At 63.0% G+C, this 26091-nt stretch carries 24 protein-coding genes and 1 tRNA gene; 10 read left to right on the top strand and 15 right to left on the bottom strand.

The window, feature by feature from the left end; genetic code table 11:
* The 6 genes from xerD to ffh all read right to left on the bottom strand — a co-directional run bounded on the left by xerD (position 1) and on the right by ffh (position 4981).
* The gene (gene xerD, locus KUV72_RS14575; RefSeq protein ID WP_206940434.1) at positions 1-897 is read right to left on the bottom strand and encodes a site-specific tyrosine recombinase XerD; all 897 of its coding nucleotides are present in this window, start codon (positions 895-897) and stop codon (positions 1-3) included.
* A 283-nt stretch (positions 898-1180) separates the two neighbouring features.
* Positions 1181-1537, bottom strand: a complete 357-nt coding sequence (gene rplS / locus KUV72_RS14570) for a 50S ribosomal protein L19 (RefSeq protein ID WP_045991330.1) — start codon at positions 1535-1537, stop codon at positions 1181-1183.
* 110 nt (positions 1538-1647) lie between these two features.
* On the bottom strand, positions 1648-2454 hold the full coding sequence (trmD, locus tag KUV72_RS14565) for a tRNA (guanosine(37)-N1)-methyltransferase TrmD (protein ID WP_206940436.1): 807 nt from the start codon (positions 2452-2454) through the stop codon (positions 1648-1650).
* Positions 2455-2496: 42 nt separating this feature from the next.
* Positions 2497-3066 carry a ribosome maturation factor RimM gene (gene rimM, locus KUV72_RS14560; protein ID WP_206940438.1) on the bottom strand — a complete coding sequence of 190 codons (570 nt, stop codon included), beginning with the start codon at positions 3064-3066 and terminating at the stop codon, positions 2497-2499.
* A 50-nt stretch (positions 3067-3116) separates the two neighbouring features.
* The gene (rpsP, locus tag KUV72_RS14555) at positions 3117-3365 is read right to left on the bottom strand and encodes a 30S ribosomal protein S16 (RefSeq protein WP_206940440.1); all 249 of its coding nucleotides are present in this window, start codon (positions 3363-3365) and stop codon (positions 3117-3119) included.
* Between the two features lie 206 nt (positions 3366-3571).
* The gene (gene ffh, locus KUV72_RS14550; protein ID WP_206940442.1) at positions 3572-4981 is read right to left on the bottom strand and encodes a signal recognition particle protein; all 1410 of its coding nucleotides are present in this window, start codon (positions 4979-4981) and stop codon (positions 3572-3574) included.
* Between the two features lie 408 nt (positions 4982-5389).
* Here ffh and KUV72_RS14545 point away from each other — a divergent pair, with 408 nt between their 5' ends.
* Together KUV72_RS14545 and KUV72_RS14540 are read left to right on the top strand one after the other, a co-directional pair.
* A complete protein-coding gene (locus tag KUV72_RS14545) occupies positions 5390-6190 on the top strand; it encodes an inner membrane protein YpjD (RefSeq protein ID WP_222238889.1) in 801 nt (266 codons plus the stop codon).
* A gap of 217 nt (positions 6191-6407) precedes the next feature.
* On the top strand, positions 6408-7697 hold the full coding sequence (locus tag KUV72_RS14540) for an HlyC/CorC family transporter (RefSeq protein ID WP_206940453.1): 1290 nt from the start codon (positions 6408-6410) through the stop codon (positions 7695-7697).
* 130 nt (positions 7698-7827) lie between these two features.
* Here the strand turns inward: KUV72_RS14540 and KUV72_RS14535 are convergent, their stop codons facing one another.
* Positions 7828-8535 carry a 1-acyl-sn-glycerol-3-phosphate acyltransferase gene (locus tag KUV72_RS14535; RefSeq protein WP_315857905.1) on the bottom strand — a complete coding sequence of 236 codons (708 nt, stop codon included), beginning with the start codon at positions 8533-8535 and terminating at the stop codon, positions 7828-7830.
* A complete protein-coding gene (locus KUV72_RS14530; RefSeq protein ID WP_206940455.1) occupies positions 8532-9152 on the bottom strand; it encodes a TetR/AcrR family transcriptional regulator in 621 nt (206 codons plus the stop codon). Before KUV72_RS14530 ends, KUV72_RS14535 begins: the two co-directional genes overlap by 4 nt.
* 189 nt (positions 9153-9341) lie before the next feature.
* On the opposite strand from KUV72_RS14530, the gene KUV72_RS14525 reads away from it, so the two are divergent.
* Both KUV72_RS14525 and KUV72_RS14520 read left to right on the top strand, forming a co-directional pair.
* Positions 9342-10016 carry an SOS response-associated peptidase gene (locus tag KUV72_RS14525; protein WP_206940457.1) on the top strand — a complete coding sequence of 225 codons (675 nt, stop codon included), beginning with the start codon at positions 9342-9344 and terminating at the stop codon, positions 10014-10016.
* Positions 10017-10024: 8 nt separating this feature from the next.
* Positions 10025-12961, top strand: a complete 2937-nt coding sequence (locus KUV72_RS14520; protein ID WP_261317512.1) for an insulinase family protein — start codon at positions 10025-10027, stop codon at positions 12959-12961.
* A 149-nt stretch (positions 12962-13110) separates the two neighbouring features.
* On the opposite strand, the gene sbcB is transcribed toward KUV72_RS14520, so the two are convergent.
* The 4 genes from sbcB to minC form a co-directional block, all read right to left on the bottom strand.
* Positions 13111-14601: an exodeoxyribonuclease I gene (gene sbcB / locus KUV72_RS14515; protein WP_222238888.1), complete on the bottom strand. Its 1491-nt coding sequence runs from the start codon at positions 14599-14601 to the stop codon at positions 13111-13113.
* A 209-nt stretch (positions 14602-14810) separates the two neighbouring features.
* Positions 14811-15062: a cell division topological specificity factor MinE gene (minE, locus tag KUV72_RS14510; RefSeq protein ID WP_206940461.1), complete on the bottom strand. Its 252-nt coding sequence runs from the start codon at positions 15060-15062 to the stop codon at positions 14811-14813.
* Complete coding sequence (gene minD / locus KUV72_RS14505) at positions 15059-15880, bottom strand: septum site-determining protein MinD (RefSeq protein ID WP_206940463.1); 822 nt, start codon at positions 15878-15880, stop codon at positions 15059-15061. Before minD ends, minE begins: the two co-directional genes overlap by 4 nt.
* An 85-nt stretch (positions 15881-15965) precedes the next feature.
* Complete coding sequence (gene minC / locus KUV72_RS14500) at positions 15966-16730, bottom strand: septum site-determining protein MinC (RefSeq protein WP_222238887.1); 765 nt, start codon at positions 16728-16730, stop codon at positions 15966-15968.
* A 275-nt stretch (positions 16731-17005) separates the two neighbouring features.
* Between minC and KUV72_RS14495 the strand changes: the two genes are divergently transcribed.
* Positions 17006-19780 carry a DUF349 domain-containing protein gene (locus tag KUV72_RS14495; protein WP_222238886.1) on the top strand — a complete coding sequence of 925 codons (2775 nt, stop codon included), beginning with the start codon at positions 17006-17008 and terminating at the stop codon, positions 19778-19780.
* Positions 19781-19974: 194 nt separating this feature from the next.
* Here the strand turns inward: KUV72_RS14495 and phbB are convergent, their stop codons facing one another.
* The gene (gene phbB / locus KUV72_RS14490; protein ID WP_206940469.1) at positions 19975-20721 is read right to left on the bottom strand and encodes an acetoacetyl-CoA reductase; all 747 of its coding nucleotides are present in this window, start codon (positions 20719-20721) and stop codon (positions 19975-19977) included.
* Positions 20722-21114: 393 nt separating this feature from the next.
* Between phbB and KUV72_RS14485 the strand changes: the two genes are divergently transcribed.
* Positions 21115-21191, top strand: a tRNA-Met gene (locus tag KUV72_RS14485).
* A gap of 307 nt (positions 21192-21498) precedes the next feature.
* The gene (locus tag KUV72_RS14480) at positions 21499-22443 is read left to right on the top strand and encodes a thioredoxin family protein (RefSeq protein ID WP_222238885.1); all 945 of its coding nucleotides are present in this window, start codon (positions 21499-21501) and stop codon (positions 22441-22443) included.
* A gap of 106 nt (positions 22444-22549) precedes the next feature.
* Here KUV72_RS14480 and KUV72_RS14475 read toward each other — a convergent pair whose 3' ends face one another.
* Positions 22550-23734: a MalY/PatB family protein gene (locus KUV72_RS14475; RefSeq protein ID WP_222238884.1), complete on the bottom strand. Its 1185-nt coding sequence runs from the start codon at positions 23732-23734 to the stop codon at positions 22550-22552.
* A gap of 83 nt (positions 23735-23817) precedes the next feature.
* Here KUV72_RS14475 and KUV72_RS14470 point away from each other — a divergent pair, with 83 nt between their 5' ends.
* The gene (locus KUV72_RS14470) at positions 23818-24252 is read left to right on the top strand and encodes a hypothetical protein (protein WP_206940852.1); all 435 of its coding nucleotides are present in this window, start codon (positions 23818-23820) and stop codon (positions 24250-24252) included.
* 27 nt (positions 24253-24279) lie between these two features.
* Here the strand turns inward: KUV72_RS14470 and KUV72_RS14465 are convergent, their stop codons facing one another.
* Positions 24280-24615, bottom strand: a complete 336-nt coding sequence (locus KUV72_RS14465; RefSeq protein WP_206940481.1) for a hypothetical protein — start codon at positions 24613-24615, stop codon at positions 24280-24282.
* A 58-nt stretch (positions 24616-24673) separates the two neighbouring features.
* Here KUV72_RS14465 and KUV72_RS14460 point away from each other — a divergent pair, with 58 nt between their 5' ends.
* Both KUV72_RS14460 and KUV72_RS14455 read left to right on the top strand, forming a co-directional pair.
* Positions 24674-25501: a hypothetical protein gene (locus tag KUV72_RS14460; RefSeq protein ID WP_222164008.1), complete on the top strand. Its 828-nt coding sequence runs from the start codon at positions 24674-24676 to the stop codon at positions 25499-25501.
* A gap of 73 nt (positions 25502-25574) precedes the next feature.
* Positions 25575-25985, top strand: a complete 411-nt coding sequence (locus KUV72_RS14455; RefSeq protein ID WP_206940486.1) for an acyl-CoA thioesterase — start codon at positions 25575-25577, stop codon at positions 25983-25985.
* The last annotated feature ends 106 nt before the right edge of the window (positions 25986-26091 follow it).

Here is a 26091-nt window from a genome sequence, read left to right as displayed (position 1 = left end):
TCAGCCTCGAGGATGATGATCGGCATGCAGGGCTTCCAGTCGCGCCTGCGCCACATGGGTGTATATCTGGGTCGTCGACAGGTCCGAGTGCCCCAGCAGCATCTGTACGACACGCAAGTTTGCCCCATGATTCAAAAGATGGGTGGCAAAGGCATGCCTCAGTGTATGGGGAGAGAGGGGGCGGTCGATACCCGCAACACTGGCGTAATGCTTGATTCGGTGCCAAAAGGTCTGGCGCGTCATGGCGTTGTCCCGCCTTCCGGGAAACAGCGCTGGCTTCTGGATATCGCTCATCAGCTCTGATCTGCCCTGGCGCAGATAGCGTTCCAGCCAGTCGCACGCCTCTTCGCCCAACGGCACCAGCCTGTCCTTCTGGCCCTTTCCGCGCACGCGCACCACGCCTTGCCGCAGGTTGATGGCATCTGTGGTCAGGCCGATCAGCTCGCTGACCCTGAGCCCAGCACCGTACAGCACCTCGAGCATGGCCCGGTCGCGTAACCCCAGGGCGGCGGTCACATCTGGCGCCTGCAGCAGGCGCTCGACCTCGTCCTCATCCAGGGTATCCGGCAACGCGGGACGCACCCGGGGCAGACGCACCTTGACCAACGGGTCCTCGTCGATCAGGCCTTCCGCCAGGGCCCAGCGGTAGAACCGCCGGAGACTCGACAACAGCCTGGCATTGCTGCTGAGCTGATAGCCTCCCTCGCGACGCTGATCCAACCAGGCCGGCAGACTCTCTGCCCCCGGTGCCAGCAGCGTCAGAGCGGCCTCGTCCAACCAAGCCTGCCAGGCCTCGAGGTCATGACGATAGGCACTCAGGGTATGGTCGCTCACCCCTTGTTCCAGCCACAGGGTGTCGAGAAAGGTGTCGATGATCTGACCGTGGCCTGCGCTCATTGCCTGCCTCGCTGCCTGGGCGACCGGACGAATGCCAGGGCCTCAATGCACAAACACCCCGCCCCACAGAGGTGGTGACGGGGTGTCGGGAGAGGGAGGAAGGTCCTCCCTCGGACTGACTGACGCTTAGGGGAAACACTGCATAAATGCCTGCGCGGACGAATCGCTGCGTTGCGCGCTGCTCGAACTCCTCACCTATACCGCATAGGCTCCGGGTTCTGCGCTGCGGGCGCCTGGCGCCTCAATCCGCTCGGCTGATGTATTCAGCGCTTCCTCAGGCGTCTTAGGCCAGCTTTTCCTTGATACGTGCAGACTTGCCGCTACGCTCACGGAGGTAGTACAGCTTGGCCTGACGCACGTCACCGCGACGCTTGACGCTGATGGAGTCAACCAGCGGGCTGTAGGTCTGGAAAGTACGCTCGACGCCAACACCGTGGGAAATCTTGCGCACGGTGAAAGCGGAGTTCAGACCGCGGTTACGCTTGCCAATGACAACGCCCTCGAACGCCTGCAGACGCTCGCGGTTACCTTCCTTGACCTTGACCTGAACGACGATAGTGTCGCCCGGGGCGAAGTCCGGCACCTGCTTGCTCATCTGCTCGGCTTCGAGCGCCTGGATCACCTTGTTCTTGCTGCTCATTTCACTTGCTCCTGAAATCGTTGTGATCCATCGATCGGTCGTGGATGCCGATGGATCGTGATCCCGGCACTCGAAGCTCGAGCGCTCGGGTCGTTGATGACGCAGGTCCGTCAGCGGCGATTGGCCGCCCGGTCGACCTCGTGACCGTCGTCCTGCACCTCCGCCTTGTCGGCGTATTCGTCGATGAACTCGTTCAACAGACGCTGCTGCTCCTTTGACAGAGCCCTGCCCTCGAGCAGGTCAGGCCGTCTCAACCAGGTACGCCCCAGGGACTGCTTCATTCGCCACTGGCGAATCTGTCCATGGTGACCGCTGAGCAGCACATCCGGCACCTTGCGTCCGTCGATTTCCTCCGGACGGGTATAGTGCGGACAGTCCAGCAGACCGTCATTGAAGGAGTCCTCGACCGCGGAGTCCTGATGCCCCAGTACACCCGGCACCAGCCTTGCCGCTGTGTCGATCAGCACCATGGCCGGGAGTTCACCTCCACTCAGCACATAGTCGCCAATGGACCACTCCTCATCGATGTCCGCTTCGACCACGCGCTCATCGATGCCTTCATAGCGTCCTGCCACTACCACCAGGGGCGGGCCTGACGCCAACTCACGCGCGCCCTGTTGATCCAGCCTGCGGCCCTGGGGCGACAGATAGATCACTCGGGGTCGCTGCCCGGTCGCGACGTGCGCCCGGTCGCGAGCAGCGTGGATTGCACAACGCAGGGTGTCGACCTTCATCAGCATCCCCGGACCTCCGCCGTAAGGGCGGTCGTCCACGGTACGATGGCGGTCGGTGGCGTAGTCCCGGGGATTCCAGAACTCCAGCGTCACCTGGCCTTTGTCTACAGCCCTGCCGGTCACACCGTGGCGAGTGATCGCCTCGAACATGTCCGGAAAGAGTGACACCACCCCAATCCACATCTCACTGATCTCCCGTCAACGCGCTGCTTGATCGCCAGGCGATCAAAACTCCGGGTCCCAGTCGACCAGTATGTCCCCCGCACCCAGGTCAACGCGCTTGATCACGTCATCGGGCAGATAGGGGAGAAGACGTTCACGGTCGTCCGGGGCATCGCTACCCTTCACGACCATCACGTCATTGGCACCGGTCTCGAACAGATAAGCCACCTTGCCCAGCACAACCCCCTCGAGGGTCACGACCCGCAGGCCTTCCAGCTGGTGCCAGTAGTACTCTTCACTGTCGAGCTCGGGCAGGTCCTGCTTGGCCAGCAGAATGTCCGCCCCGGCCATCACTTCGGCCCGGTCACGGTCATCGATGCCTTCCAGCTGGGCGACCAGCCCTTGTCCCTGCTTGCGCCCCTGCTTGAGGCGGTGGCGTGAAAGCTGTCCGTCATGACGGACCACCCACTCGGCATAATCAAGAATGCCTTCCATGGGCGAGGTGTACGAATACACCTTCATCCAGCCCTTGATGCCGTAAGGACTGGTCAGCTTGCCCAGCACGACGTAATCATCGCTGTGGCGATCGTCTTGCGCCGCTGGCGATGCGTTGTTGCCTTGGGGCGATGCCATCTGGGTCAAACCTCATTCACACCGGGACTGTCACAGGCAAGGCGTTCGCCTCAGGCCTGCTTGCGTGCTTCCTTGACCAGCTCGGCAACGCGATCAGACAGCTGCGCGCCCTGAGACTGCCAGTGAGCAATGCGATCCAGGTCGATGCGCAGACGCTCTTCCTGACCACGTGCTACCGGGTTGAAGAAGCCCAGACGCTCGATGAAACGGCCATCACGGGCATTGCGGGAGTCGGTCACGGCGAGGTGGTAGAAGGGACGCTTCTTGGCGCCACCACGTGCCAGACGAATGGTAACCATACGTTGACTGTCCTTCGGTTGGGATTTTACGGATAACGGCGACGGACGGGTCTGCCACCGGTGTTTTGCTCACGACGAGGGCCGCGCCAATGCACGGTCCTCGAACGAAGAGGCAGTATTCTACGGAAAACCGCCCCCCTTGGGAACCTTTTTTGCCTCACCGGCCTTGACGGCCGGCACCGGCAGGAGCAGGTATCAATGCGGTCTCAGCGCCAGGGCATGCCGCCGGGGCCGCCCATTCCGCCCATACCACCGGGACCGCCTGGGCCACCGCCACCCATCATTCCGGACATGCCTCTCATCATTTTCTGCATGCCGCCCTTCTTGCCTGCCTTCTTCATCATCTTCTGCATCTGCTTGTGCTGCTTCAGCAAGCGGTTGAGGTCGGGCACCTGCAAGCCCGCACCGGCAGCGATACGGCGCTTGCGCGATCCGTTGATGATGTCAGGGTTACGGCGCTCCTTGGGGGTCATCGAGTTGATCAGGGCCTCGAGCTTGCCCAGCTCCTTCTCGGGTCCAGGGCCCTGAGCCATATCGGCCATCTGCCCCATGCCCGGCAACTTGCCCAGCAGTCCGCTCATGCCGCCCATCTTCTTGAGCTGCTGCAGCTGTTCACGAAAGTCCTCAAGGTCAAAGCCCTGGCCTTTCTTGACCTTCTTGGCGAGCTGTTCGGCCTTGCCCTTGTCGACGGTACGCTCGGCTTCCTCGATGAGGGACAGCACATCCCCCATGCCGAGGATGCGCGAGGCCACCCGGTCCGGATGGAACGGCTCGAGGGCATCGACCTTTTCGCCCACCCCCATGAACTTGATCGGGCGCCCCGTCACGTGGCGCACCGACAGCGCCGCACCGCCACGGGCATCACCGTCGGCCTTGGTCAACACCACGCCGGTAAGCGGCAGGGCGTCGGCAAAGGCACGGGCCGTATTGGCAGCATCCTGACCGGTCATGGAGTCGACCACGAACAGCGTCTCTGACGGCTCGATGGCCTGATGGAGACCCTTGATCTCCTCCATCATGGCTTCGTCGATGGCCAGACGGCCGGCGGTATCGACCAGCACGACGTCGTGGAACTGGATCTTGGCGTGCTTCAGGGCGGCGTTGGCGATGTCCACCGGCGCCTGGTCCGAGCGAGACGGAAAGAAGTCGACGTCGACTTCCTTGGCCAATGTCTCGAGCTGGTCGATGGCCGCCGGACGATAGACGTCGGTGGATACCACCAGCACCTTTTTCTTCTCACGCTCGCGCAGGTACTTGCCGAGCTTGGCCACGGAGGTGGTCTTACCCGCCCCCTGCAGACCCGCCATCAGCACGACAGCGGGCGTCCCCTTGAGAGAAAGCCCTTCATTGGCCTCCCCCATGGTGACTTCGAGCTCTTGCTGGACGATCTTGATGAATTGCTGGCCCGGCGACAGGCTGCGCGACACTTCCTGGCCGACAGCGCGCTCACGCACGCGCTCGATGAACGCCTTGACCACGGGCAGCGCGACATCGGCCTCGAGCAGCGCCTTGCGCACCTCGCGCAGGGTGTCCTTGATGTTATCGTCGGTCAGGCGGGCCTGGCCCTTGATCGACTTCAGCGTCTGGGAAAGACGCTCGCTCAAGTTCTGAAACATGGAACTCTCCAAAATACGCGGAATGCGTTGGCCTCGTGCACGACGCGATACGGCTGGTGCGATACGGCTGGTGCGACCCGCCTTACGCGCCTCGCAAACTTTCCTCCGAGGCGGCCGCATGCCTGCGCGGCCTTGACGTTGGGGCAAATTATACGCCTTGTGGCGCCGACTCTCCATGCGCTGACTCGTGACCGGGTTCGCATCTCCTCTGCTGACGGGCTCTGATGCCCGGACTCTGTCGACTGACATTGGCGGCCCGGTCTTGGCCACCAGGCCGTGGTGCTCGGACCCTGGCTGTCAGAAGAGGTACGATCCGGTATAGTCATTGCCAGGGGACAGGGAGAGCGCCCTGCCCCGACGGTTCACTTCTTACCCATTGGCGCCAGCGTGGCGCACGGACAGCACAGCATGCAGGCGTTACCTCTGGCCCTACTGGCCTTTGTCTTTTATCTGGCAGCCGCTTCCTGGCAAGGCTTGACGCTGATTCGCCGAGTTCCCCCTCGCGATCTTCTGGTGCGCAGCTTTGGCACCCTGGCTGCCGCCTTGCACCTGGTCGTGGCGGGAGGCCTTATCGGGCTGGAAAGCTCGATGCTGCCTGGCCTGTCCACCAGCGCCGTGCTGGTGACAGCGCTGGCCGTCGTCGTCCTGCTCGGCGCCAGCCTGTTCAAGCCGGTGCTCAATATCGCCGCGGTGCTGTTCCCCTTTGCCGGCATCGTGTTGCTGCTGGGCATCGAGCTCCCGACACCCACCGGGCAGAACGGCATGACGCCGGGTATCGCCTTTCACGCTGTCAGCTCCGCCCTCGCCTTTGCCGTACTGGCCATCGCTGCCTTGCAGGCGATTTTGGTGGGTATTCAGAACAAGGCGCTGAAACACCACAAGATACGCGGAGTGGTGCAGGCGCTGCCGCCCCTCACCACCATGGAGCGGGTACTGTTCGAGATGATCTGGGTTGGCCAGGCCCTGCTGACCCTGGCCATCGCCAGCGGCTTCGTGTTCCTCGACAACATGTTTGCCCAACACCTGGTCCACAAGACGGTCCTGTCTCTGCTGGCGTGGCTGGTGTTCGCGGTCCTGCTGCTGTGCCACTATCGTCTGGGGTGGCGGGGCATGCGTGCGGTTCGCTGGACCCTAGGGGGCTACCTGGCCCTGTTGCTCGCCTATTTCGGAAGCAAGTTTGTGCTGGAAATCCTGCTCGCGCACAGTTGATGGCAGGACGATCACCCCGACGCTGACCACCAAGAATAAAGAGTGCTACAAACATGGGGTTAGGCCTAAACATCCGGCATCCTGCCAGGGCCTTGGTACGGCCTGACAAGGCCTGCGAGGGTGACGCACCCGCCCTTGCCGTGACGGGGGCGACCTTGACACTCCCTGAGCGACCCCCTACAACTCGTCCCTTACCCGCGACCAAGGATCCAACGTCTTGAACGACGACTTTCCGGTAGGCCTGCTGTTCGGCCTGCTCTTTCTGCTGATCACCCTGTCGGGCTTCTTCTCCAGCTCCGAGACGGGAATGATGTCGATCAACCGCTACCGGCTAAGCCACCAGGCCAACAGCGGACAACGCAACGCCAAGCGCGTCCTGCGCCTGCTGGCACGGCCAGACAGGCTGATTGGCGTCATCCTGATCGGTAACAACTTCGTCAACAACCTGGCGGCGTCGATTGCCACCATCATCGCCATTCACTTCTTCGGCGATGTCAGCGGCCCGGCCATTTCAACGGCCATCCTCACCATCGTGGTGCTGATCTTCGCCGAGGTCACGCCCAAGACCTTTGCCGCCGTCAAACCCGAGCGCATTGCCTACCCGGCGTCGATGATCCTCGAGCCCCTGCTCAAGCTCCTGTACCCGCTGGTATGGGTGGTCAACGTGATCTCCAATGGACTGCTCAGGCTCCTTGGCGTCAAGAGCATTGACGGCAGCGGCGACCACTTGACCCGCGACGAGCTGCGCACGGTCGTGCACGAAGCAGGCACCCTGATCCCCCACCGCCACCAGGCCATGCTGCTGTCCATTCTGGACCTTGAGAATGTCACGGTGAACGACATCATGGTCCCGCGTCATGAGGTGGTGGGCATCGATCTGGACGACAGTCTGGAAGATATCCTGACCCAGATCCGCACCAGCCAGCATACGCGACTGCCGGTATTCAAGGGCGACATCAATAACATCATCGGCATGCTGCACCTGCGCAATGCCGCACGTTTTCTGTCCCGGCCCGAAGTGACCAAGGCGGCCATCGTTCAAGAGGCGCGGGAGCCCTACTTCATCCCCGAATCAACGCCGCTGCACACGCAGCTGCTGAACTTCCAGAAGCAGAAACGCCGCATCGGCATCGTCGTGGACGAGTACGGTGACGTGGAGGGGCTGGTAACGCTGGAAGATATCCTCGAGGAGATCGTCGGGGAGTTCACCACTGACGTGGCCGGCCAGGAGCAGGACATGCTGCCCCAGAGTGACGGCAGCCATGTGATCGACGGCACCGCCAACATTCGCGATATCAACAAGTCGCTGGGGTGGCATCTGCCCACGGATGGCCCGAAAACGCTCAACGGCGTCATCCTTGAGCACCTGGAATCCTTCCCCGACGGCCCTGCTTGTCTGCAGATCGGCAATATCCGCATGGAAATTCTCGAGATGCGCGACAACCTGATCACCTCGGTCTGCTGCTGGCCCAGCACCCGCCGCGTGCTTAGCGATACCGACGCCTGAGACAGGCCCGCGACAACAGCGCAGCCAGAAAGGGACGGCCATGGCCGTCCCTTTGCGTGTCTATCAGCGCCTTTGCCAGCGGACCCCAGCTGCGCTAGCTACCGCTCAGCGCTGATGGTGGGCGGCCGCTCTATGGCTTGCCTGTCTCGACCCAACGATCGGCCTCGGCCTTCAACTCACGCACCTGGGCTTCCAGCAGCTGGCGACTGGCCTGCCCCGGAGGCACGGGCTCTCCGAAGTACAGCGCGACGCGGGCGCGGCAGCGCCTGGGCAGATGGGCCAGCGCCTTGCCGTGACGATTGGAGGTCCATGACCCCCACAGGCCGGACAGGGCCGCCGGTATCACCGGCACCGGATCCTTGGCCAGAATGAGATCCAATCCTCGACGAAAGGTCCGAATCTCGCCGTCAGAGGTAAGCCGCCCCTCTGGAAACAGCATCACCACATCGCCATTGCGCAGCGCGCGACTGACTTCATCAAGCGCGCGCCGCACGTTGCCGGGGTCGCGACGATCCGACTCCACCGGAATGGCACCCACCATGCGGAAAAGCCAGTTGAGCCAGATCGACTCGTAGATCGGCCGGTCCATCAAGAAGCGCAGGGGCCGCGGGCTCCCGCCTCCCATCACCAGGGCATCCATGAAACTGACGTGATTGCACACTACCAAGGCGGGTCCACGGGGAGGAACGAAACGTCGCCCCTGGAAGCGAAGCCGATACAGTAGGTGGATGAGAGCAAAGACCAGGCGTCGGATGTAGACGGCGGGGGTCCGAGAGAAGCGCCAGACGGCGAGACAGGCAATAAGGCCAACCAGGCCCCAAAGGAAGATTTCGATCACGACACCCTGTTCGTCTGCGTAAGGCCCGCCAGGGTGGTGGATAGCAGCTGATCCAGCAGCTCCTCGACTTCAAAGGCGCCGCCCTGGGAATAGCCGAGTCGATCATTCAATCCCAGCTGAACCAGTCCATGCACGCTGCCCCACAGGGTACGGGCCAGGCGCTGGGCCTCGATGGTCTGAAGACCCGGCTGATATTCGGTCAAGGTGTCCTCGACCCGCGCAAAGAGCGCGCCGATCATGTCCGTCTGACGCTGATCCAGCTCACCTTCCTGGGCTAGGGGATAGTCGAACATCAGCTGCCAGCGATGCGCGTCCTCCCGAGCGAAGGTCCAATACCCCTGGGCGAGGGCGCGCAGGCGCGCCTCCGGCTCGGTGGTATCGACCAGCAGCGGCTCCATCACCGTGCGCAGTCGAGCAAGACTCTCGACATTGACGTGTTGCAACAGGTTGTTGAAGCTGCCGTAAAGCTTGAGCAAGGTGCTTGGTGCACAGCCTACCTCGCGTGCCAGCGAGCGCAGCGACAGCGCATGCACGGGCTGATCTGCCAGCCAGGCATCACAGGCGGCCATCACCTGGGCATGGAGCTCCTCGGGGGCGTGCTGTCTGGGACGAGCCATTGCTCTTCCTCGCTGTATCACTCGCGCCGAGCATCGGCGACCTTGGGTAAGCGGCGTTTTCCTGAGCATACATTAATCGAACACTGTTTTCGACAGAACGTTGCGCTATGCACGGCTCACCACAATCAACGAGACTTTCGCGGCGTCTAGCTCTTGGGTAGGCTGACCGTCCAGATCGCAGGAGTCCTCATGACCGGCCGCCTCTATATCCCCGCTCGCGCCATCGAACATGCGCTCGATGACCTCGATGCACCGGTGCAGGCCATCAGCGGCGTCAACATGGCACCAAGGCGCCCCTTGTCGATCATCCGCCTGGAGGCAGGGCGCTTTACCTTGGGCACCGGCTTCTGGGGCCTGACACCGCCATGGCTCAAGGTCCTCGACCACGCGCCGCACTGCGCCCGCGCCGAAAGCCTCGAGTCCCGGCCGATGTTTCGCGACGCCTTCCGGGCACGGCGCTGCCTGGTGCCCGCGTCCGGCGCCTATGCCTGGCAACCCCGCCCCCACTACAAGCAGCCTTTTCTGATCACCCGGGCGGACCGGGGACCACTGCTATTGGCGGGGCTTTGGTGTAGGTTTCACACTACCTTGACCGACTATACAGATTCGTTCGCCTTGATCACCGTTCCCAGCCCCGAGCTGCTGACTCCGCTGACCGACCGCGTGCCGGCCATCATCGAACGGCACCAGGCGCGGGCCTGGCTCGACCCGGCCAGCGACAGCGAGCCGCTGGAACAGATGCTGCGCACGCCTCCCGGGGAACTGTTGGGCGCTTTTCCGGTATCAAGACGAGTGAACAATCCATTGGAACAGGATCCGTCCTGCGCCCACCCCATCGGGCAGATGTGGCGACAGACACTTTAGGAGACGTGATGGCTTCGATCCGTATCAGGCGAGGCGCCCCCTGCCTCGCCACCGCCCTGGCGTGCATTTGGCTACCCATGGCACAGGCTGCTCCGGGGGATCAGGCTTCCCCGTCCAGCAGCGCCGAGACAGCTACCGCCACCACGTCCATTGCGGCGGCCACCTCGCCCATCGTCAGCCCTCACGACGACCGGGACTATCGCGTCCTGACCCTCGACAACGGACTCGAAGTGCTGTTGGTCAGTGACCCGGAGGCCGACAAGGCAGCAGCGTCGCTGAACGTCTCCGTCGGCAGTGCCCAGGATCCAGACGACCTGCAGGGACTGGCTCACCTGCTGGAGCACATGCTGTTTCTCGGCACCGAGGCGTATCCTGAAGCAGACGCCTACCAGGGCTACATCAGTCGCCACGGTGGCCGTCATAACGCCTTCACTGCGTCGCTCAACACCAACTACTTCTTTGATGTGGAAGCGGACGCCTTTGAGGGCGCCCTGGACCGCTTCAGCCGATTCTTCGTCGACCCGCTGTTCAATGCAGACCAGCTAGGCAGTGAGCGCAATGTCGTCCACTCCGAGTACCAGGCACGGCTGCGCGACGATGCCCGTCGTGAGAACGAGGTACTCGACGGCTTGCTTAACCCGGCAAACCCGACCGTTGGCTTCTCCGTCGGCAGCAAGGACACCTTGGCAGAGCGCCCCGAGGGCGAGCCAAGCCTGCGAGAGCGGGTCATGAGCTTCTACCAGAACCACTACGGCGCCAACGTCATGCATTTGGCGGTGGTCGCGCCGATGCCCCTCGATCAATTGCAGGGGATGGTGGCAGAGCGCTTCGCTGAGGTGCCAAATCGCGGCCTGACGGCGCCCGAGATCACCACACCGCTGGTGGATACGGCCAAACTGCCGCTGGCGGCAGAGGCCCACTCGTTGCGTGACGCCCGTCGCGTCAGCTTCTTGTTTCCGGTCCCCGACCCGGTCCTCAGCTACCAGCGCAAGCCCGCCAGCTACATTGCCAACCTGATCGGCCACGAGGGGCCCGGCAGCCTGCTGAGTCGACTGCGTGATGCTGGCTGGGCCGATGGCCTGTCAGCGGGAGTGACCCGCGGTGATGGCCAGCATGCCTTGCTGGCGGTGGATATCAGCCTGACACCGGAAGGCCGCCAGCAGCTCGAGCGCATTCAGGCCAGCCTGTTTGCCGCCATCGAGCGCATTCGCGAAGAGGGCGTCAGCGATGATCGCTATGACGAACAGGCCAGTCTTTCGGAACAAGCGTTCCAGTTCCAGCAGCACGGCGATGCGCTGGATGAGGCCATGCGCCTGTCCATCAGCTTGACGCACTACCCGCTGGAAGACGTCAATCGCGCCGGCTACCGCATGGATGGGCTGGACGTCGAAGAGGTTCGACAATGGCTCGGCGCCCTGCGTCCTGACAACATGATTCGGCTGTACAGCGGCCCAGAGGTGGAGGGCGACCAGCGCACCACCTACTACAACACCCGCTGGCAACAGGTAGCGCTGCCGACGTCGACGGCGGAGCCGCTGGACGGCCTGGCGCTGCCCGCTCCTAACCCGTTCATCGCCGAAGATCTTGCCCTGTTGGAAGATCACGCCGAACGACCCACTCTCATCACCGACACCGATCAGGCGGATGCGTGGTACAAGGCGGACGCCGAGTTCGACACGCCAAAGGCGTCCTGGCGCTTTAGCCTTCAGCATCCCGGCGCCAGCCAGACGCCACGCCAGGCGGTGCTGACGCAACTGCTGGCGGGCTGGCTGAATGACAGCCTCAATGAACGCCTCTACGCGGCGCGGCTGGCCGGGCAGAAGTATGAAGCCTACGCCCACTCTCGCGGAATGACCCTGTCCTTTACCGGCTGGCGCGACCGGCAGGATCGGGTCATGGCAGAGGTCATCGACCAGCTCAAGCAAGGCAGCATCGAAGATGACAGCGTCGCGCGGGTCCGCTTCGGGCTGGAGCGTGAATGGCGCAACGCCCCTCGCGATCCCCTCTACCACCAGGGCCAACGCACCCTGTCCGAGGCGCTGATCCGCCCGCAGTGGTCGCCACAGGTGTTACTCGAGTCGCTGGCCGAGGTTACACCACAGGACCTGCGCGACTATCGCGATCTCTTCTTGAGCGAGCTCCACCTGCAGCTTCTCGCTGTCGGCAACCTCTCTCGCGGCCTCGCAGAAGAAGAAGCCTCGCTGGCCATCGAAGCCCTCGAACCCGGCCTTGATGCTGACGCCATCGCCGATCTAGAAGTGCTCAAGGCCACCGACCTGCCTAGCCTGACGCCCGACTCGGAGCGCGAGGAATCGTTGCTGCTGCGCTACCTGCAAGGACCGGATCAAAGCCTGCCTACCCAGGCTCGCATTGCGGTGCTCGGCAAGCTCTTGGAAACCCCGTTCTACCAGCGACTGCGCACCGAGCAGCAGCTCGGCTATATCGTCAATGCGGGCTATTCCCCGCTTCTGCATGCACCTGGCATCAGCTTGCTGGTGCAGTCACCCTCGACCCCCAGCGAGGAGCTGAAAACCCACGTCGATGACTTTCTTGACCAGGTTCCCGCCCAGCTTGAGGGACTCGACGAAGCGACCCTGGCCACCTACCGTCAAGCGGTCCATGACGAAATTACCCAGCGCGATGCCGGGCTGGAAGAGCGCACCAATCGGCTGTGGCGTGCACTATCCTTCGGCGATACCCACTTCGACCGCCGTGAGCGCCTGGCAGCAGCGGTGCTGGACGTGACGCTTGCCGACCTGCTGCCTAGCTGGCAGGCACTGCGCGACAACGCGGTGGTGGACGTCGCCTTCGATCCGGGCGCCACTCCCAGCGATATCATGGCGCTCAAGGGCGAGCTGGAGGTGCTGCCGGGGAACGAAGAGGCACCGCTATCGCCGCGCGGCGAAGAGGAGTCCGCCCAGGCGGTCAAGGTCGACACCCCCTGACCTGACAGGCCGCTGACATGGCGGTGGCGCGCCCAGCGTCACCGTCAGACACGACAACGCCCGGCTCGGACGATGACGTCCAGGCCGGGCGTTTTGATGGCACAGATAGCTCCACCGGTCGCGTGATGTCGCCGGTTGCGACGTCGCCGTTATCCGAACGCCTGTGCCGGCATAATGGACTCCACAAACATCACCATTTCCTCCAGGACCTGACGCTCACGATCACTCAGCGAGGTCTGATTGAGACGCTCGATCTCCCGCGCAAAGTCCTTCAGAGTCAGGCTCGACAGCGCGGCATCGTTCATGCGTTCCCAGCGGAAACTCTCCCAGCGCGCCTGCTCCTCCCCCGTCAGGGTGTCGGGGTAGCTGCGCGCACGGTAGCGAAACAGCATTTCCTCCAGACGTGGATCCTGGAAGGCAAAATGGGCATCGACCAGATCCCAAGGATCAGCTGCCCTCACCCGCTCCATCTGCTGTCGATCTGCCGGTGAGAAAAAACCACCGGAATACAACATTAGATCAGGATCGCGCGGCGGCTCCGGCGGTCCTTCGGCAAACACCTCCTGGACCTTGGCGGCGATATCCGGATCGCGGGAAAGACGTTGATAGTGACCACGACAGGCCTCCATGTCCAAGCCCATACGTGCCACGATATCGCCGTATTCTCCCTGCTGAGGACCCGACACGTCCTTGAGCGCGCTGGGAGGGAAGATCACCGGACACTTGTTGATGTGCACCACCTTCAGCGGGATACGGCTTTCTCCTTCCGCCAGGTCGTCGTTGCTGACAAACACTCTGGCACGAATCTCCTGGGGTGATAGCCGCAGAAGATCCTCTGGATCCAACGACAGATCGTAGACGATGATCCCGTTGGGGTTGGTCGGATGTTCAGCCAGAGGCAGCACCAGAGCCCCGCAGGCGCGGCTGGCCGGGTAGCGACGTGAAATATGCACGATCGGCTTGCGCTGGGTCGCATCCAGGCGCTTGCGCACTTCGCGCTTGGCCCGCAATGACAGCAGGTAGTCGAACAGGTTGGCATTGGCGTTGCGCAGCAGTCTCGCCAGGGCAATGGTGGCGCGCACATCGGCCAGAGCATCATGGGCGCCTACATGCTCGATACCATTGGCGGCGGTCAGGTCCTCGAGGCGAAAGCTGGGACTGCCATCTTCCCGGGTCGGCCATTCGATACCTTCAGGTCTCAACGCGTGAAACGCCCTTACGACATCGATCAGATCCCAGCGTGAGTTACCGTTCTGCCACTCTCGGGCATAGGGGTCCAGCAGGTTGCGGTAGAACAGATGCCGACTGACTTCATCATCGAAGCGCAGGCTGTTGTAGCCCACCGCGCAGGTGCCAGCCACGCTCATCTCATCTTGAATGGCACCCGCGAACTCGCCCTCCGGCAGGCCCTGGCGCCGGGCCTGCTGAGGCGTGATTCCGGTAATCAGGCACGCCATCGGATGCGGAAGAGCGTCATCGGCAGGCTTGCAGAACAGCTCCACCGGTTCACCTATTTCATTGAACTCGGCGTCGGTACGGATAGCAGCGAACTGCGAGGGGCGATCACGCCGAGGATCGGCACCAAAGGTCTCGTAGTCGTGCCACAGAAAAGTGAGCGGAGCGGCTTTCGGCTGCGCCATGGCGATAGTGTCTCCACGCGGGCTGCTTGAGCCCGCCAGCCTAGCACAGGCAGGCGCCTGACTCAGCCAGATAACCCCCCATCACCACGCGTCGCCACAGAGTCGCCCAAGCTCGGGGCGGTTGTCGGCGCCATCAAACGCAAACGGCGAGCCGCTCGCCAGAGCGACTCGCCGCAACCGCTTGCCCGCCGATGGCGGGCTCCGCAGGCTCAGCTGCGGGGCAGCGTCACGTTAAGCTCAAGCACAGAGCAGTTGTCTTCGCTGTCCAGCGACATATTGATCGCATCGTCATCCACTTCAACGTAGCGCCGGATGACTTCCAGCAGCTCTTTTTCCAGCATCGGCAGGAAATCGGGCTGGCCCCGTTGGCTACGCTGGTGGGCGACGATGATTTGCAGCCGCTCCTTGGCGACAGACGCGGACTTCTTGCGTTCTCGCTTCAGGAAATCGAGTAGTTTCACCGGCGACCTCCCCCTCCGAACATACGGCTCAGCAGCCCCTTCTTCTGGTATTCGTGGAAGCGCAGCGGCACGTCTTCGCCAATCAAGCGGCTGACCGTGTCCATGTAGGCCTGGCCAGCATCGCTGCTATCGTCATGGGTCACAGGAACGCCCTGGTTAGACGCCCGCAGCACGGCCTCGGACTCGGGAATCAGCCCGACCAGATCGATGGCAAGGATCTCGCGAATATCATCAAGATTGAGCATGTCCCCCTGATCGACACGACCCGGGTTGTAGCGGGTGATCAGCAGGTGTTCCTTGATCGGGTCCTTGCCCTGCTCCGCGCGCCGCGTCTTCGACGACAGCAGGCCGAGAATACGATCGGAGTCCCGTACCGACGAGACTTCCGGGTTGGTGACCACGATCGCCTCATCGGCGAAGTACATGGCCAGCTGAGCACCGCGCTCGATCCCGGCAGGCGAATCGCACAGGATGTAATCGAAATCCTTGGTCAGGGTCTCGAGCACCTTCTCGACCCCTTCCTGGGTCAGAGCGTCCTTGTCCCGGGTCTGTGAGGCCGGCAGGATGTGCAGGTTGTCGACCCGCTTGTCGCGGATCAGCGCCTGATTGAGTCCTGCCTCGCCCTGAATGACGTTGACCAGGTCATAGACCACACGGCGCTCGCAGCCCATGATCAGGTCCAGATTTCGGAGACCGACATCGAAGTCGATCACCACGGTCTTGTTGCCTCGCAGCGCCAAGCCAGTCGCTATGGCTGCCGCACTGGTTGTCTTGCCGACCCCACCTTTTCCGGAGGTCACAACGATGATCTTGGCCAAGTGTCGCATCCTGTCGTCGTAATGTTGTTGGTCCTGTGTGGCCACTCGGGTGGCCAGGCCATTAACGGTTCATGCCATCGTGGGCCTACTTGAGCGCGGTAATCCCTAGCTGGTCGTCACTCAGCACTACCTGCACCGATGACCCCAGCAGCTGAGGATCAATGTCCTCAAGACGCTTGTAGTTGCCCGCGACGGACAATAATTCAGCGTGCAGTTCACGGCAGAAGATGCCTGCCTGATGGTCCCCATGGATGCCCGCCAGCGCCCGTCCCCGCAGCGCGCCATAAACGTGAACATTGCCCGCCGCCAGCACTTCGGCACCGGCGTTGACGGCGCCAATCACGGTCAGGTCGCCATCGGGAGCAGTGATCTGCTGGCCGGAACGCACGGTGCCACGAAACACGCGTCCGCCACGGGGCAACGCCGTCGTGACGTCCTCGGCCCCGATGTCAGCGACCTCGCTATCCGCCACCTCGGGCTCGTCATCCTGGGTGGGCACGCTTTCCAGCGTGCGTGCCCGCGCCGCGTCCTGGGGAGGAAACCAGCCAAGGCCTAGTGCCCATGCCGACTGCTTGACCGGGTCAGTGCCCCCACGTACCGCCACCGGCAGCAGCTTGTGCGCGCGACACACGGCGCAGATGCGCTCCAGTGCCAGGTGCGGCTCGTCGAGCTTCTCGACACTGAGCACTACCGGCGTATGCTGAAAGAAAGCAGGCGACTGCGATAGCTTGCCCGCCAGCTGATCACGAATTTCCTCGGGATCGGCGCTGGAAAGCTCCATCACCGTCATGGGCAGCATCCCGCCCTTGAACGTAAACGCCATGCTGTCCCTGTCCACTTTGAGGCTCATTGCCGAACTCCACGTCGGGTGTTGGTCGGGGATTGCTCTCAAGCTATGCCAGAGCACCCGGTCCTGCAACCGATCATAAGCCTCTAACGGGTCCTTGTCAGTGTCTCCAATCAGCCACACGCCTCGGCAGAGACCTTTTCTGATGCTGGCGCGCATGCTTAGATTGATCTCTACCGTCTTCCACGCCTGGCACCCAGGGCTGCCATGACAAGCCGGTCGCTACAACAAGATGATGAGGCAGTCTCGTCACCGTCTATTTTTCTTCAGGAAGCCCCATGTCTGGACTCCTCCGCCGACTCTTTTCGCCTCGCTGGCGACACCCCGATCCCAAGGTAAGACGCGATGCTGCCGAGCGGCTCGACCCCCATGGCCAGCGCGATGCGCTCGAAACCCTTGTGCAGGACCCGGAACCCGAGGTTCGGCAGGCAGCCGTGGCACGCCTGGAAGACCCCCAGCAGTTGCTGGCACTGAGAGCGCGTCATGGCTCCCGCGAACTCGACCGCCAGCTGATCAGCCTGCTGATCGGTCGCCAGGGCGGTATCGAACTCAGCCAGCGCCAGCGCCTGGTAGACGGCCTGGACGATCCCCAGCTGCTTGAGCAAATTGCCCTCCAGGGTGATAACCAGCAGCTTCGGCTCAGTGCCCTGGCTCGACTCGATGACGAACAGGCCTTGATTCGCCAGGCCTGCGACAACGGCATCGCCGCCGTGCGCCACGCTGCCGCCGAGCGAGTGACGTCCGAAGAGGGTCTCAAGCAGCTGGTGCAGGCAGCTCGCCGTGATCGCCATGTCGCCCGCAATGCCAAGGAACGGCTAGGACGCCTGCGCGCCGACGCTGACGCCGTGGCCGAGGCGAAGGAGCGACGCGAGCAGCTATTGCAGAGTCTGGAACAGCATGCTCGGGCCGCCTGGGAGCCGCTATATGCAGGTCGCTTCCGCCATCTGGAGCGCGAGTGGCTCAAATTGCCCGATCTGCCCGAGGACCAGCAGGAAAGGCGCTATCAGGAAGCCTGTCTACGCTGTCGCAAGGTCATCCACGATCACGAAGCCCAGGAGCATGCGCTGCGTGCCGATCGACAGCGCCGCGAGCAGGCCGACCACGATCGCGAAGCGCTGGTCATGGCGCTGGAAGAGAGTTTGTCCGCGCTGTATCAGGGCGACCATGTGGGCGAGCAGGATCTAGCCAGCCTGCGAGCACAGAAGCAGCTGCTGGCCAGCCGCTGGCAGGCGCTATCGGAGATTCACCTGGCCGACGACGCGCTGCGCCAGCGCTACGACGCCGCCCTGAAGACCTTTGACAACATCAACCAGGCGTATCAGCGCCTGGTGGAGCGCTCTCCGGCAATGGAAGAGGCCATCAAGAGCGGCGACGAAGCCACCCTCAGACAGCTCGTGGAGGCCTGCCGCTGGCCTGATAACCTGCCGCCAGAGCCGCGGCTCGCACGGGCTCGTCACTACCTGCGGCTGGAGCGCGACCTGGCCGCCCCGGCGCCGTCGGCAGAGCAGCTGGCACGTTTCGCTGAAGAACTCGACCGCCTTGACGCGCTGCTGGATGAGGGCTCCTTCAAGGGGGCCAGCCGACTGCATCAACGCCTGCGTCACCTGGCCGAGGCCCTGCCCGCCTCAGCCGAGTCGGAACGAAGCCGGCTCAAGCGCCTGGGTGCCAGGCTGGCAGAACTACGCGACTGGCGCGGTTTCGTCGCAGGCCCCAAACGTGAGCAACTGTGCCAGGCCATCGAGGCTCTGGAGCAGGACAGCACCCTGAGCGATCGGGATCGGGACCGCCGACACCGCCAGCTGGTCAAGGAATGGAAAGCCCTGGCCGATGCCGCAGCCAACAAGGAGCAGTCAGAGCGCTTTCGTGCCGCCTCTGACCGCATTCGCGAGTCCCTGGCTGGCTGGCGCCAACAGCAGCAGCAGTTGAGGGAGGCCAACCTGGCTGAGCGCATCGCCCTGTGCGATCAGCTCGAAGCATTGCTGGCGCAGCCCTCTCACCACGCCGACCCAGATGCCCTGCGGGACATTCGCGAACACGCCCGCGATCAATGGCGACGCACTGCCCCGGTGCCCCGGGATCAAGCCGAGGCTATCGGCCGGCGGTTTGGCCGCATCCGTCATCAGCTGCAGGCGCTGATCGATCGTCGTGCCAACGAGATTGCCGAATCCAAGCGCGCGCTTATCGACCAGGCCAGGTCGCTGCTGGAGACGTCACTGGCCGCCCGCCAACGGGGCGAACAGGCCAAGGCATTGCAACAGCGCTGGCGCGAACTCGGGCGCGCACCCAAGGGTGAAGAGCAGACCCTGTGGCGCGAATTCCGCCAGCTGTGTGATCAGATCTTTGCCCAGCGCGATGCGGAACGAGACGACCGGGCTCAGCGAGCAAAAGATCGACTGGATCGCATGCAGGCGCTGATCGATCGCGTCGACGCCTGGCAACCGACCACCAGTGAGGAGGCGGACTGGCTCGATAAGGCCGTCGACGAAGCCAACGCGTTGGAACCGCTGCCCTCGGGACGACGCAGCGAGGGAATGCGTAAACGTTGGACGGGCATCGTCCGCGCTCGCCGCGAGCGGCTTGAACGTATCGCGGTAGCAGAAACGGTCAGCCGCTGGCACCAGCTCAAGCCGCTAATTCTGGAGCACCTGAAAGCCGACGATGCCTGTCTCGCCGGACAGCAGTGCGGGGATGTGTTGATTCCCGACACGCTGACGCTCCCCAATGAACTGGCCACCGCACACGCCGAACGCAATGCCGCACGCCGCTCCCCGGACTCTCTGGACAGCGTCGCCGAGCGGCTGGCGCGGTTGCGCGTGCACCTGGCACTGTTGGCGGGCCAACCTATAGGCCAGCATGACGAACCCCTGCGCCTGGCCATCCAGGTAGACCGTCTCAACGACAGTCTTGGCCAGATGCCCACACGGGAGGAAGAACTGTTGTCGGTACTGTGTGGGTTGCTGGCCACCGGGCCGGTATCCCGCCAGCTGTGGGACAAGGAGGTTCAGGAGTTGGACGCGCTGCTTGATGGACTGCGCCAGCTGCCGCCGCCGTGATAGCGCTGCGGTAAGTTCGGGGGAGACAAGGCGACGTCGCAGCCCCCCTCCAGAGCCCAACAACAGAAAAGCGAGGCTTGCGCCTCGCTTTTCTGTTGTTGCCGCTCTGTCATTGGCGTTCGCGGGTTGTCGTCGACGACATGGCCGACCGACCAAATGACGTCGGAGCCTGCCAAGCTCCGACACGAGAGGGTTCAGCCCATGAACTGGCCACCATTGATGTCGATGTTGGCACCGGTGATAAAGCCGTTGTCCTTGCTGGCGAGGAAGCTGACCAGGCGCCCGATCTCTTCCGGCGTGCCGTAGCGCTTCATCGGGATCGTCTCGCGAATCGCCTCACGCACCTTCTCCGGAATCTTCATGATCATGTCGGTGGCGATATAGCCAGGAGAGACGGTGTTGACGGTAATCCCCTTGGTGGCGGTTTCCTGAGCCAGCGCCATGGTCAGACCGTGCATACCCGCCTTGGCGGCGGAGTAGTTGACCTGTCCAAACTGCCCCTTGCGCCCATTGATGGACGAAATGTTGATGATGCGGCCGTAATTCTGCTCGAGCATGCTCTCGATGACGCTACGGCAGGTGTTGAAGACGCTATTCAGATTGGTGTCGATGACCAGGTTCCACTGATCGGGCGACATCTTCTTCATGGTGCCGTCCTTGGTGATGCCAGCGCAGTTCACCAGCACCGCGATCGGACCATACTGTTCCTCGATCTTCTTTACACCGTTCTGGCACGCCTCGAAATCGGTCAGGTCAATACCGGCAACGTCGATATTGTCGTAACCATCAGACTTCTGAGCCTCCAACCAGGACTTGGCCTTCTCGGGGTTGTTGTAACCGGCCAGCACCTGATAACCGGCATCCGCCAGTTCGCGACAGATGGCACTTCCAATACCACCTGTGCCACCGGTGACCCATGCGACGGGCTTTTGCTGAGTCATTGACGACCTCCCTGATTGTCTATGCTTCCGCCGTTTGCCGACGGACCTTGTTGTAACAAGCACGTTGTAGCAAGCACGTTGGGACGGATCGGCGGGAGACGATCCTCATCACAGTGTGTCAAGGCATCGCGCGTGGCCTCCTGCCACGTTGCGCCCACCTGCCACCAACCTGACACCTGACGACAGCCCTGTCACGAATGACGCGCAACACGTCGTGGACGTCACACGCTTCGGGGCAAGCCGAAGGTCATCTTCAGGCTAGCGTCCGCCACTGACATTTCCATGACAGCCCCCCCAGTATGGACCACTGCGCTCAACCGGTACGAGCCATCTCACGCGAATTCGCACAGGGTTGACGTGGGCCAAAAAATCCGTATACTTCGTCCTCGTTGATGCGGGGTGGAGCAGTCTGGTAGCTCGTCGGGCTCATAACCCGAAGGTCATCGGTTCAAATCCGGTCCCCGCTACCAAACATCATGAAACGGGGCAATCTCTTGAGATTGCCCCGTTTTCTTGTGCGCCACTGCTATCTCGACGCCTTGCTGATCGGACGCCGGGCCGGCGCAGCCCCATCCTTCGACACGCACGTTCACTCGGCTACGAGTGTTATGCCGCCCCACGCGAAACATGGGTCTATTTAGCAGAAGACTAAGTCCCATTTAACCTCCATCTTTAGTCGCATAGCGCTCATCAACGGCCTTGCGACAGGCCTTGAAGTCGGCGACCAGCGACCGCATCTCTTAGCTCTATCCACTTATCAGACAAGGTTGCGTCCCCATGCCAATCGTCGACCCGCGCACCGGCGAGCCGTTGAGCACCGAACCCGCCCAGCACAGCGCTGGCCAAGCAGAGGCCGCTACCCAGGGGCCGGCCGACAGCGAACTGATCTTCGACGTTGATCGCAGCAATATTCAGCAGGTGCTGGAACTGTCCATGCGCGTGCCGATCCTCCTCGACTGCTGGGCCCCCTGGTGCGAACCCTGCAAGAACCTGATGCCGGTGCTGGAAAAGCTGACGCGCGAGTATCGCGGCACCTTTCTGTTGGCCAAGCTCAACATCGACGACAACCAGGACATCGCAGGCCAGCTGGGCGTGCGCTCGGTGCCCGACGTCAAGTTGATCAGCCAGGGCGGCCTGGTCGACCACTTCCAGGGTGCGCTGCCTGAAAAGGACATCCGTGAGTGGCTCGCACGCTACTTTCCGGCTCCCGAAGATGCCCCCGCAAGTCCCGAGGAACAGGCAGAGCAGGCCCTGGCGTCCGGCGATACCGCGACGGCGCGCGGCATCTACCAGGGGCTGAGCGAGCAATATCCTGACCATGTGGCCTATCGTATCCAGCTGGCCAAGGTTCTGGTCGCAGAGGGCAGTAATGACGAGGCACGCCAGCTGCTCGACGCCCTAGCGCCAGAGGATCGCGACGGCCCCGAGGCCCGAGGCGTTCGTGCCAGCATCGAGTTCAGCGAGGAAGCCCCCGATGCGGCCACACTCGCGTCTCTGGAAGGGCGCGATGACAGTGAAGCCCACTACCAGAGGGCCCTGCGCCAGGTCGCCGACGGTGACTATGAGAACGGCCTGGAAGGACTGCTCACGGTCATGAAGCGTGATCGTAGTTACGGCGATGACTTGGCTCGCAAGACCCTGCTACGGGTGTTCGACGCCCTGGGGGCAGACCATCCGCTGACCGTCAGCTACCGGCGCAAGCTGTTCGCCCTGCTGTACTGAAGGCGGAATACCGCCCCCCCTCACCCGGCAGCGTCTGCCAGCAACCACCAGCAGGGCCCTTGATGGGCCCTGCTGGTGTCTAGCGGGTGCACGGCTGCCGACATGGTCAGCCAGCGAGCACACGATCCATCCGCGCCAAGGCCTCACCCAGCTGGGCGGCGGTGGTACCAAAGTTGAGCCTGACAAAGCCCGGCCAGCCAAAGTCGGCCCCGTCTGACAACGCCACGCCAGCGCGTTCGAGCAGCACCTTGGCGGGTGACTCCTGGCCCGACAGCGCCGACTGCCGCAGGTCCAGCCACGCCAGATAGGTAGATTCCGGAGCCGCACAGACCACACCCGGCCAGTCGGCCACATGCTCGGCCAATTGCTGGCGATTTTCTCGAAGCACTTCCAGCAGCGCCTGGCGCCAGGGCTCGCCGTGACGATAGGCGGCCTCTGCCGCTACCAGTCCCAACACATTGGCGTCCGGCATCAGCCCTTTTGCCCGGTCACGAAAACGCTGCCTCAATCGCCCATCGGGTATCACCGCGCAGGCAGCGGTGAGTCCCGCCAGATTGAAGGTCTTGGACGGTGCCCACAGCGTCACGGTGCGCTCGGCAAGCTGCGGCAGTGCGGCCGCCAGTGGCTCGTGTCGCGCCCCGTCTTCAAGCAGCAGATCGCAATGCAGCTCGTCGGACACCACGATCAGTTGATGGCGCTCGACCAGCGCTGCCAGGCCTTCGAGCTCGTCCCGTCGCCACTGGCGCCCGGTGGGGTTATGGGGATGGCACCATAACAGCAGTCGTGTGCGCTCGGTGATGGCCTCCTCGATGGCATCCAGGTCCAGCGTCCAGGACTCTCCTGGTGACCCCGGCGGCGTCATCTCGGCCTGCTGCGCCAGGCGACCGGTTCGTTCGGCCACCTGCAGGAAAGGAGGATAGATCGGGGTAATCGTCAGCACCCCATCGCCTGGCTCGGTAAATGCCAAGCTCGCCAGATGAAGGGCAGGCACCACCCCCGGCAACCAGTGCTGCCAGCGGGGGGAGATTTCCCAGCCGTAGTGCTCGCGACTCCAGTCGACCAGCGCCTGCTCGAGGCTTTCTGGCACCTTGCCGTAGCCGTAGACCCCGTGACCGACGCGCTCTGACAGGGCATCAATCACCGCAGGGGGTGAACGAAAATCCATATCGGCCACCCACAGCGGCAGCACGTCATCGGCGTAGCGATGCCACTTCTGTGACGGCCACGGCGGGCACTGATCGGCATCCCGGGGCTGCCGTCGATCAATCGGCGTGGCAAAATCGAAGTTCATGGTCATCTCCCTGACGATGGCTGTTCGATTACCAGGTTACCCTGGCCAAGTATTTGAAGGACGCATTTTCCATGACAAGCACCATGCCGCATCACGGATTCTTCGCCAAGGTGTGTCGCGGAATGCCGGCGCTGATTGGCCAATGGCTGGCCTTGGGTCGCGGTGATCCCGATCGACTGGCATTGATCCTGGCCGAAACGGCCAGGGTGGCGGGACTCGGCGAGCCGGGCGAAACTCCCGACGGCGCGACGCTTGCTCTGTGGGCAGACCGCCAGGACGAGGACCTACCCCCTCACTGGGCGGTGCGCACCGCTCTGTTCCTGCTGGTCCAGATGCCCGCTCGCCCGACGCCAGGAGATGAAGACGAGGCCTGCGCATGGGCTTACTGCTGGCTGCGCAATCGTGAATTCACCAGCCGCGACCAGGCACTGGATGCGTTGCCGGAGCACCTCCGGGAATCCCTGGCACCGGCCCTGACAGCAGCCTGGACGGACCGTCAGGGATTGCGCCTGGTATAACCCCGCCGCGTCGCCGTCGCGACCAGATCATTGCCGCCGCCGGGTCGGTCGCTTCGGCCGAAATCCAGCGGGCTTGGTCGCCAGCCATTCGACGAAGGAACGAATATCAGGGTGTGCCAGCAGCGCGTCTCGACTGCGATAATGGTCCGCCAGCTCCCTCTCGCTGAGCACCGCATGCAAGTGGCGATGGCAACCATGACATACCCACAGGATGGCCGTCAGTCGCTCGACGCGGTCGTGCCGCCGTCGATAGCGCGCCTTGCCGTGTAGTGACCTCGGGATCAAATGGTGCTTGGTCAAGGGCGCGGCTCGCTCACACAGCTCGCAACATTCGGGGCGCGGCGGCGGCGACAGCTCTGTCATGTCGACCTCCCGGATCGGCATCATGCTTTAACGATAGCTTAAGGATCGCATTTTTCTTATGGACGTTCCCTTCCATTGGCAGCTGGCCAAGTTGCTCATTTCCATCGGCGTCGTGCTCGGCCTGTCAGTCATCGCCGAAAGAGTCAGCACTCGCGTCGCTGGACTGCTCTCCGGCTATCCCCTGGGCACGGCCATCGCCCTGTTCTTTATCGGGCTGGAGCTTTCCCCCCAGTTTGCCGCTGATAGCGCCGTGCATACCCTGGCAGGCTTCACGGCCACCCTGGCGCTGGGCGGCGGCTACCTGCTCGCGGCCCGTGGGGATGGCCTCAAAGGAGTCCTGACGGGCACTGCGGGAGGGCTCGTTGCCTGGCTGGCCGCCAGCAGTCTGTTGACCCAGCTCGACCTCAATCGCATCAGCGGAACCCTGATCACCCTCGTCGCCATTGCGCTCTTCACTTGGCTCTATCGCGGGGTCCCGGACATCAAGGCCAGTCCCAAGGGTGGCTTTTCCTGGCCTGCCTTGGCACTCCGGGCTGGGCTCGCTGCCGCCATCATTTTCCTGATCACCGGTCTTGCCCACGCAGTTCCCAGCGCCTGGGCCGGGGTCATGGCCGCCTTCCCGGTGACCATGTACCCCTTTCTAGTGATTCTGCACCTGACCCAGGGTACCGCTCCAGTGGCCACGGTCATCAAGCACTACCCTGCCGGTCTTGGCTCACTGCTGTGCTATGCCCTGGTGGTATCGCTGACCTACGCGACGATGGGACTTTGGCAGGGCACGCTGCTGGGCTTCGTCGCCGCCACGCTGTGGCTGCTGGGCTGGATGCGACTGCAACAGTGGTGGGCAGCTCGCCGCCATCGTCGGCGCCAGCAGCGCACGTCGTGACCTGGAAGCGGGCTTGACCTAGCGCTTGCTTGGGTCAATCCTGAAGCACACCTTCCTGCACGTGAGAATGTCCATGCTGACCCGCACCATCGAGCCCGCTTTCTACGACACTGATGCCCTCGGCCACATTAACAACACACGCCTGCCGGCCTGGTTCGAGCTGGCCCGCAACGAGCTGTTCCGGCTGTTCACTCCAGACCTGGATCCCGCCAAGTGGCGGCTGATCATGGCGCGCATGGAGATCGACTACCGGGCTGAGCTTCATTACGGTCACGACATCGAGATCCGCACCTATCTGTCGCGACTCGGCAAGAGTTCCTTTACCGTGACCCAGGAAGCGCACCAGCAAGGGGTCATGACCAACATCGGCCATACCGTGCTGGTGCATTTCGACCATCACACCAAGGCGTCGGTACCGATTACCGGCGCGCTGCGTGAGGCGCTGATGGAACACCTGCACGAGGCGGAAATGACCGAAGCCTGAGCACGTTGCCCCTATGGCAGGCCAGATCATCCGATAAGGGTACGGTTGGCCGTTCGCCTGGCCTCGCGGATAATGGCCTGCCTGCCCCACCCCAAGGAACCTTCAT

Source organism: Halomonas sp. DP4Y7-1 (assembly GCF_019800705.1).
Lineage (GTDB): Bacteria > Pseudomonadota > Gammaproteobacteria > Pseudomonadales > Halomonadaceae > Halomonas > Halomonas litopenaei_A.
Note: the sequence above shows the minus strand (reverse complement) of the source record. Positions and strands in the feature narration are given on the sequence as shown.

What these genes read in the sequence shown, in the direction of transcription:
- rimM (WP_206940438.1), bottom strand. Translation starts at nt 3,066, where the DNA reads ATGGCATCGCCCCAAGGCAACAACGCATCGCCAGCGGCGCAAGACGAT.
- sbcB (WP_222238888.1), bottom strand. Translation starts at nt 14,601, where the DNA reads ATGGCGCAGCCGAAAGCCGCTCCGCTCACTTTTCTGTGGCACGACTAC.
- KUV72_RS14470 (WP_206940852.1), top strand. Translation starts at nt 23,818, where the DNA reads ATGCCGCATCACGGATTCTTCGCCAAGGTGTGTCGCGGAATGCCGGCG.
- KUV72_RS14455 (WP_206940486.1), top strand. Translation starts at nt 25,575, where the DNA reads ATGCTGACCCGCACCATCGAGCCCGCTTTCTACGACACTGATGCCCTC.
- KUV72_RS14475 (WP_222238884.1), bottom strand. Translation starts at nt 23,734, where the DNA reads ATGAACTTCGATTTTGCCACGCCGATTGATCGACGGCAGCCCCGGGAT.
- ffh (WP_206940442.1), bottom strand. Translation starts at nt 4,981, where the DNA reads ATGTTTCAGAACTTGAGCGAGCGTCTTTCCCAGACGCTGAAGTCGATC.
- KUV72_RS14525 (WP_206940457.1), top strand. Translation starts at nt 9,342, where the DNA reads ATGACCGGCCGCCTCTATATCCCCGCTCGCGCCATCGAACATGCGCTC.
- KUV72_RS14465 (WP_206940481.1), bottom strand. Translation starts at nt 24,615, where the DNA reads ATGACAGAGCTGTCGCCGCCGCCGCGCCCCGAATGTTGCGAGCTGTGT.
- KUV72_RS14495 (WP_222238886.1), top strand. Translation starts at nt 17,006, where the DNA reads ATGTCTGGACTCCTCCGCCGACTCTTTTCGCCTCGCTGGCGACACCCC.
- KUV72_RS14530 (WP_206940455.1), bottom strand. Translation starts at nt 9,152, where the DNA reads ATGGCTCGTCCCAGACAGCACGCCCCCGAGGAGCTCCATGCCCAGGTG.
- KUV72_RS14545 (WP_222238889.1), top strand. Translation starts at nt 5,390, where the DNA reads ATGCAGGCGTTACCTCTGGCCCTACTGGCCTTTGTCTTTTATCTGGCA.
- KUV72_RS14460 (WP_222164008.1), top strand. Translation starts at nt 24,674, where the DNA reads ATGGACGTTCCCTTCCATTGGCAGCTGGCCAAGTTGCTCATTTCCATC.
- rplS (WP_045991330.1), bottom strand. Translation starts at nt 1,537, where the DNA reads ATGAGCAGCAAGAACAAGGTGATCCAGGCGCTCGAAGCCGAGCAGATG.
- KUV72_RS14520 (WP_261317512.1), top strand. Translation starts at nt 10,025, where the DNA reads ATGGCTTCGATCCGTATCAGGCGAGGCGCCCCCTGCCTCGCCACCGCC.
- minC (WP_222238887.1), bottom strand. Translation starts at nt 16,730, where the DNA reads ATGAGCCTCAAAGTGGACAGGGACAGCATGGCGTTTACGTTCAAGGGC.
- trmD (WP_206940436.1), bottom strand. Translation starts at nt 2,454, where the DNA reads ATGTGGATTGGGGTGGTGTCACTCTTTCCGGACATGTTCGAGGCGATC.
- rpsP (WP_206940440.1), bottom strand. Translation starts at nt 3,365, where the DNA reads ATGGTTACCATTCGTCTGGCACGTGGTGGCGCCAAGAAGCGTCCCTTC.
- phbB (WP_206940469.1), bottom strand. Translation starts at nt 20,721, where the DNA reads ATGACTCAGCAAAAGCCCGTCGCATGGGTCACCGGTGGCACAGGTGGT.
- xerD (WP_206940434.1), bottom strand. Translation starts at nt 897, where the DNA reads ATGAGCGCAGGCCACGGTCAGATCATCGACACCTTTCTCGACACCCTG.
- KUV72_RS14480 (WP_222238885.1), top strand. Translation starts at nt 21,499, where the DNA reads ATGCCAATCGTCGACCCGCGCACCGGCGAGCCGTTGAGCACCGAACCC.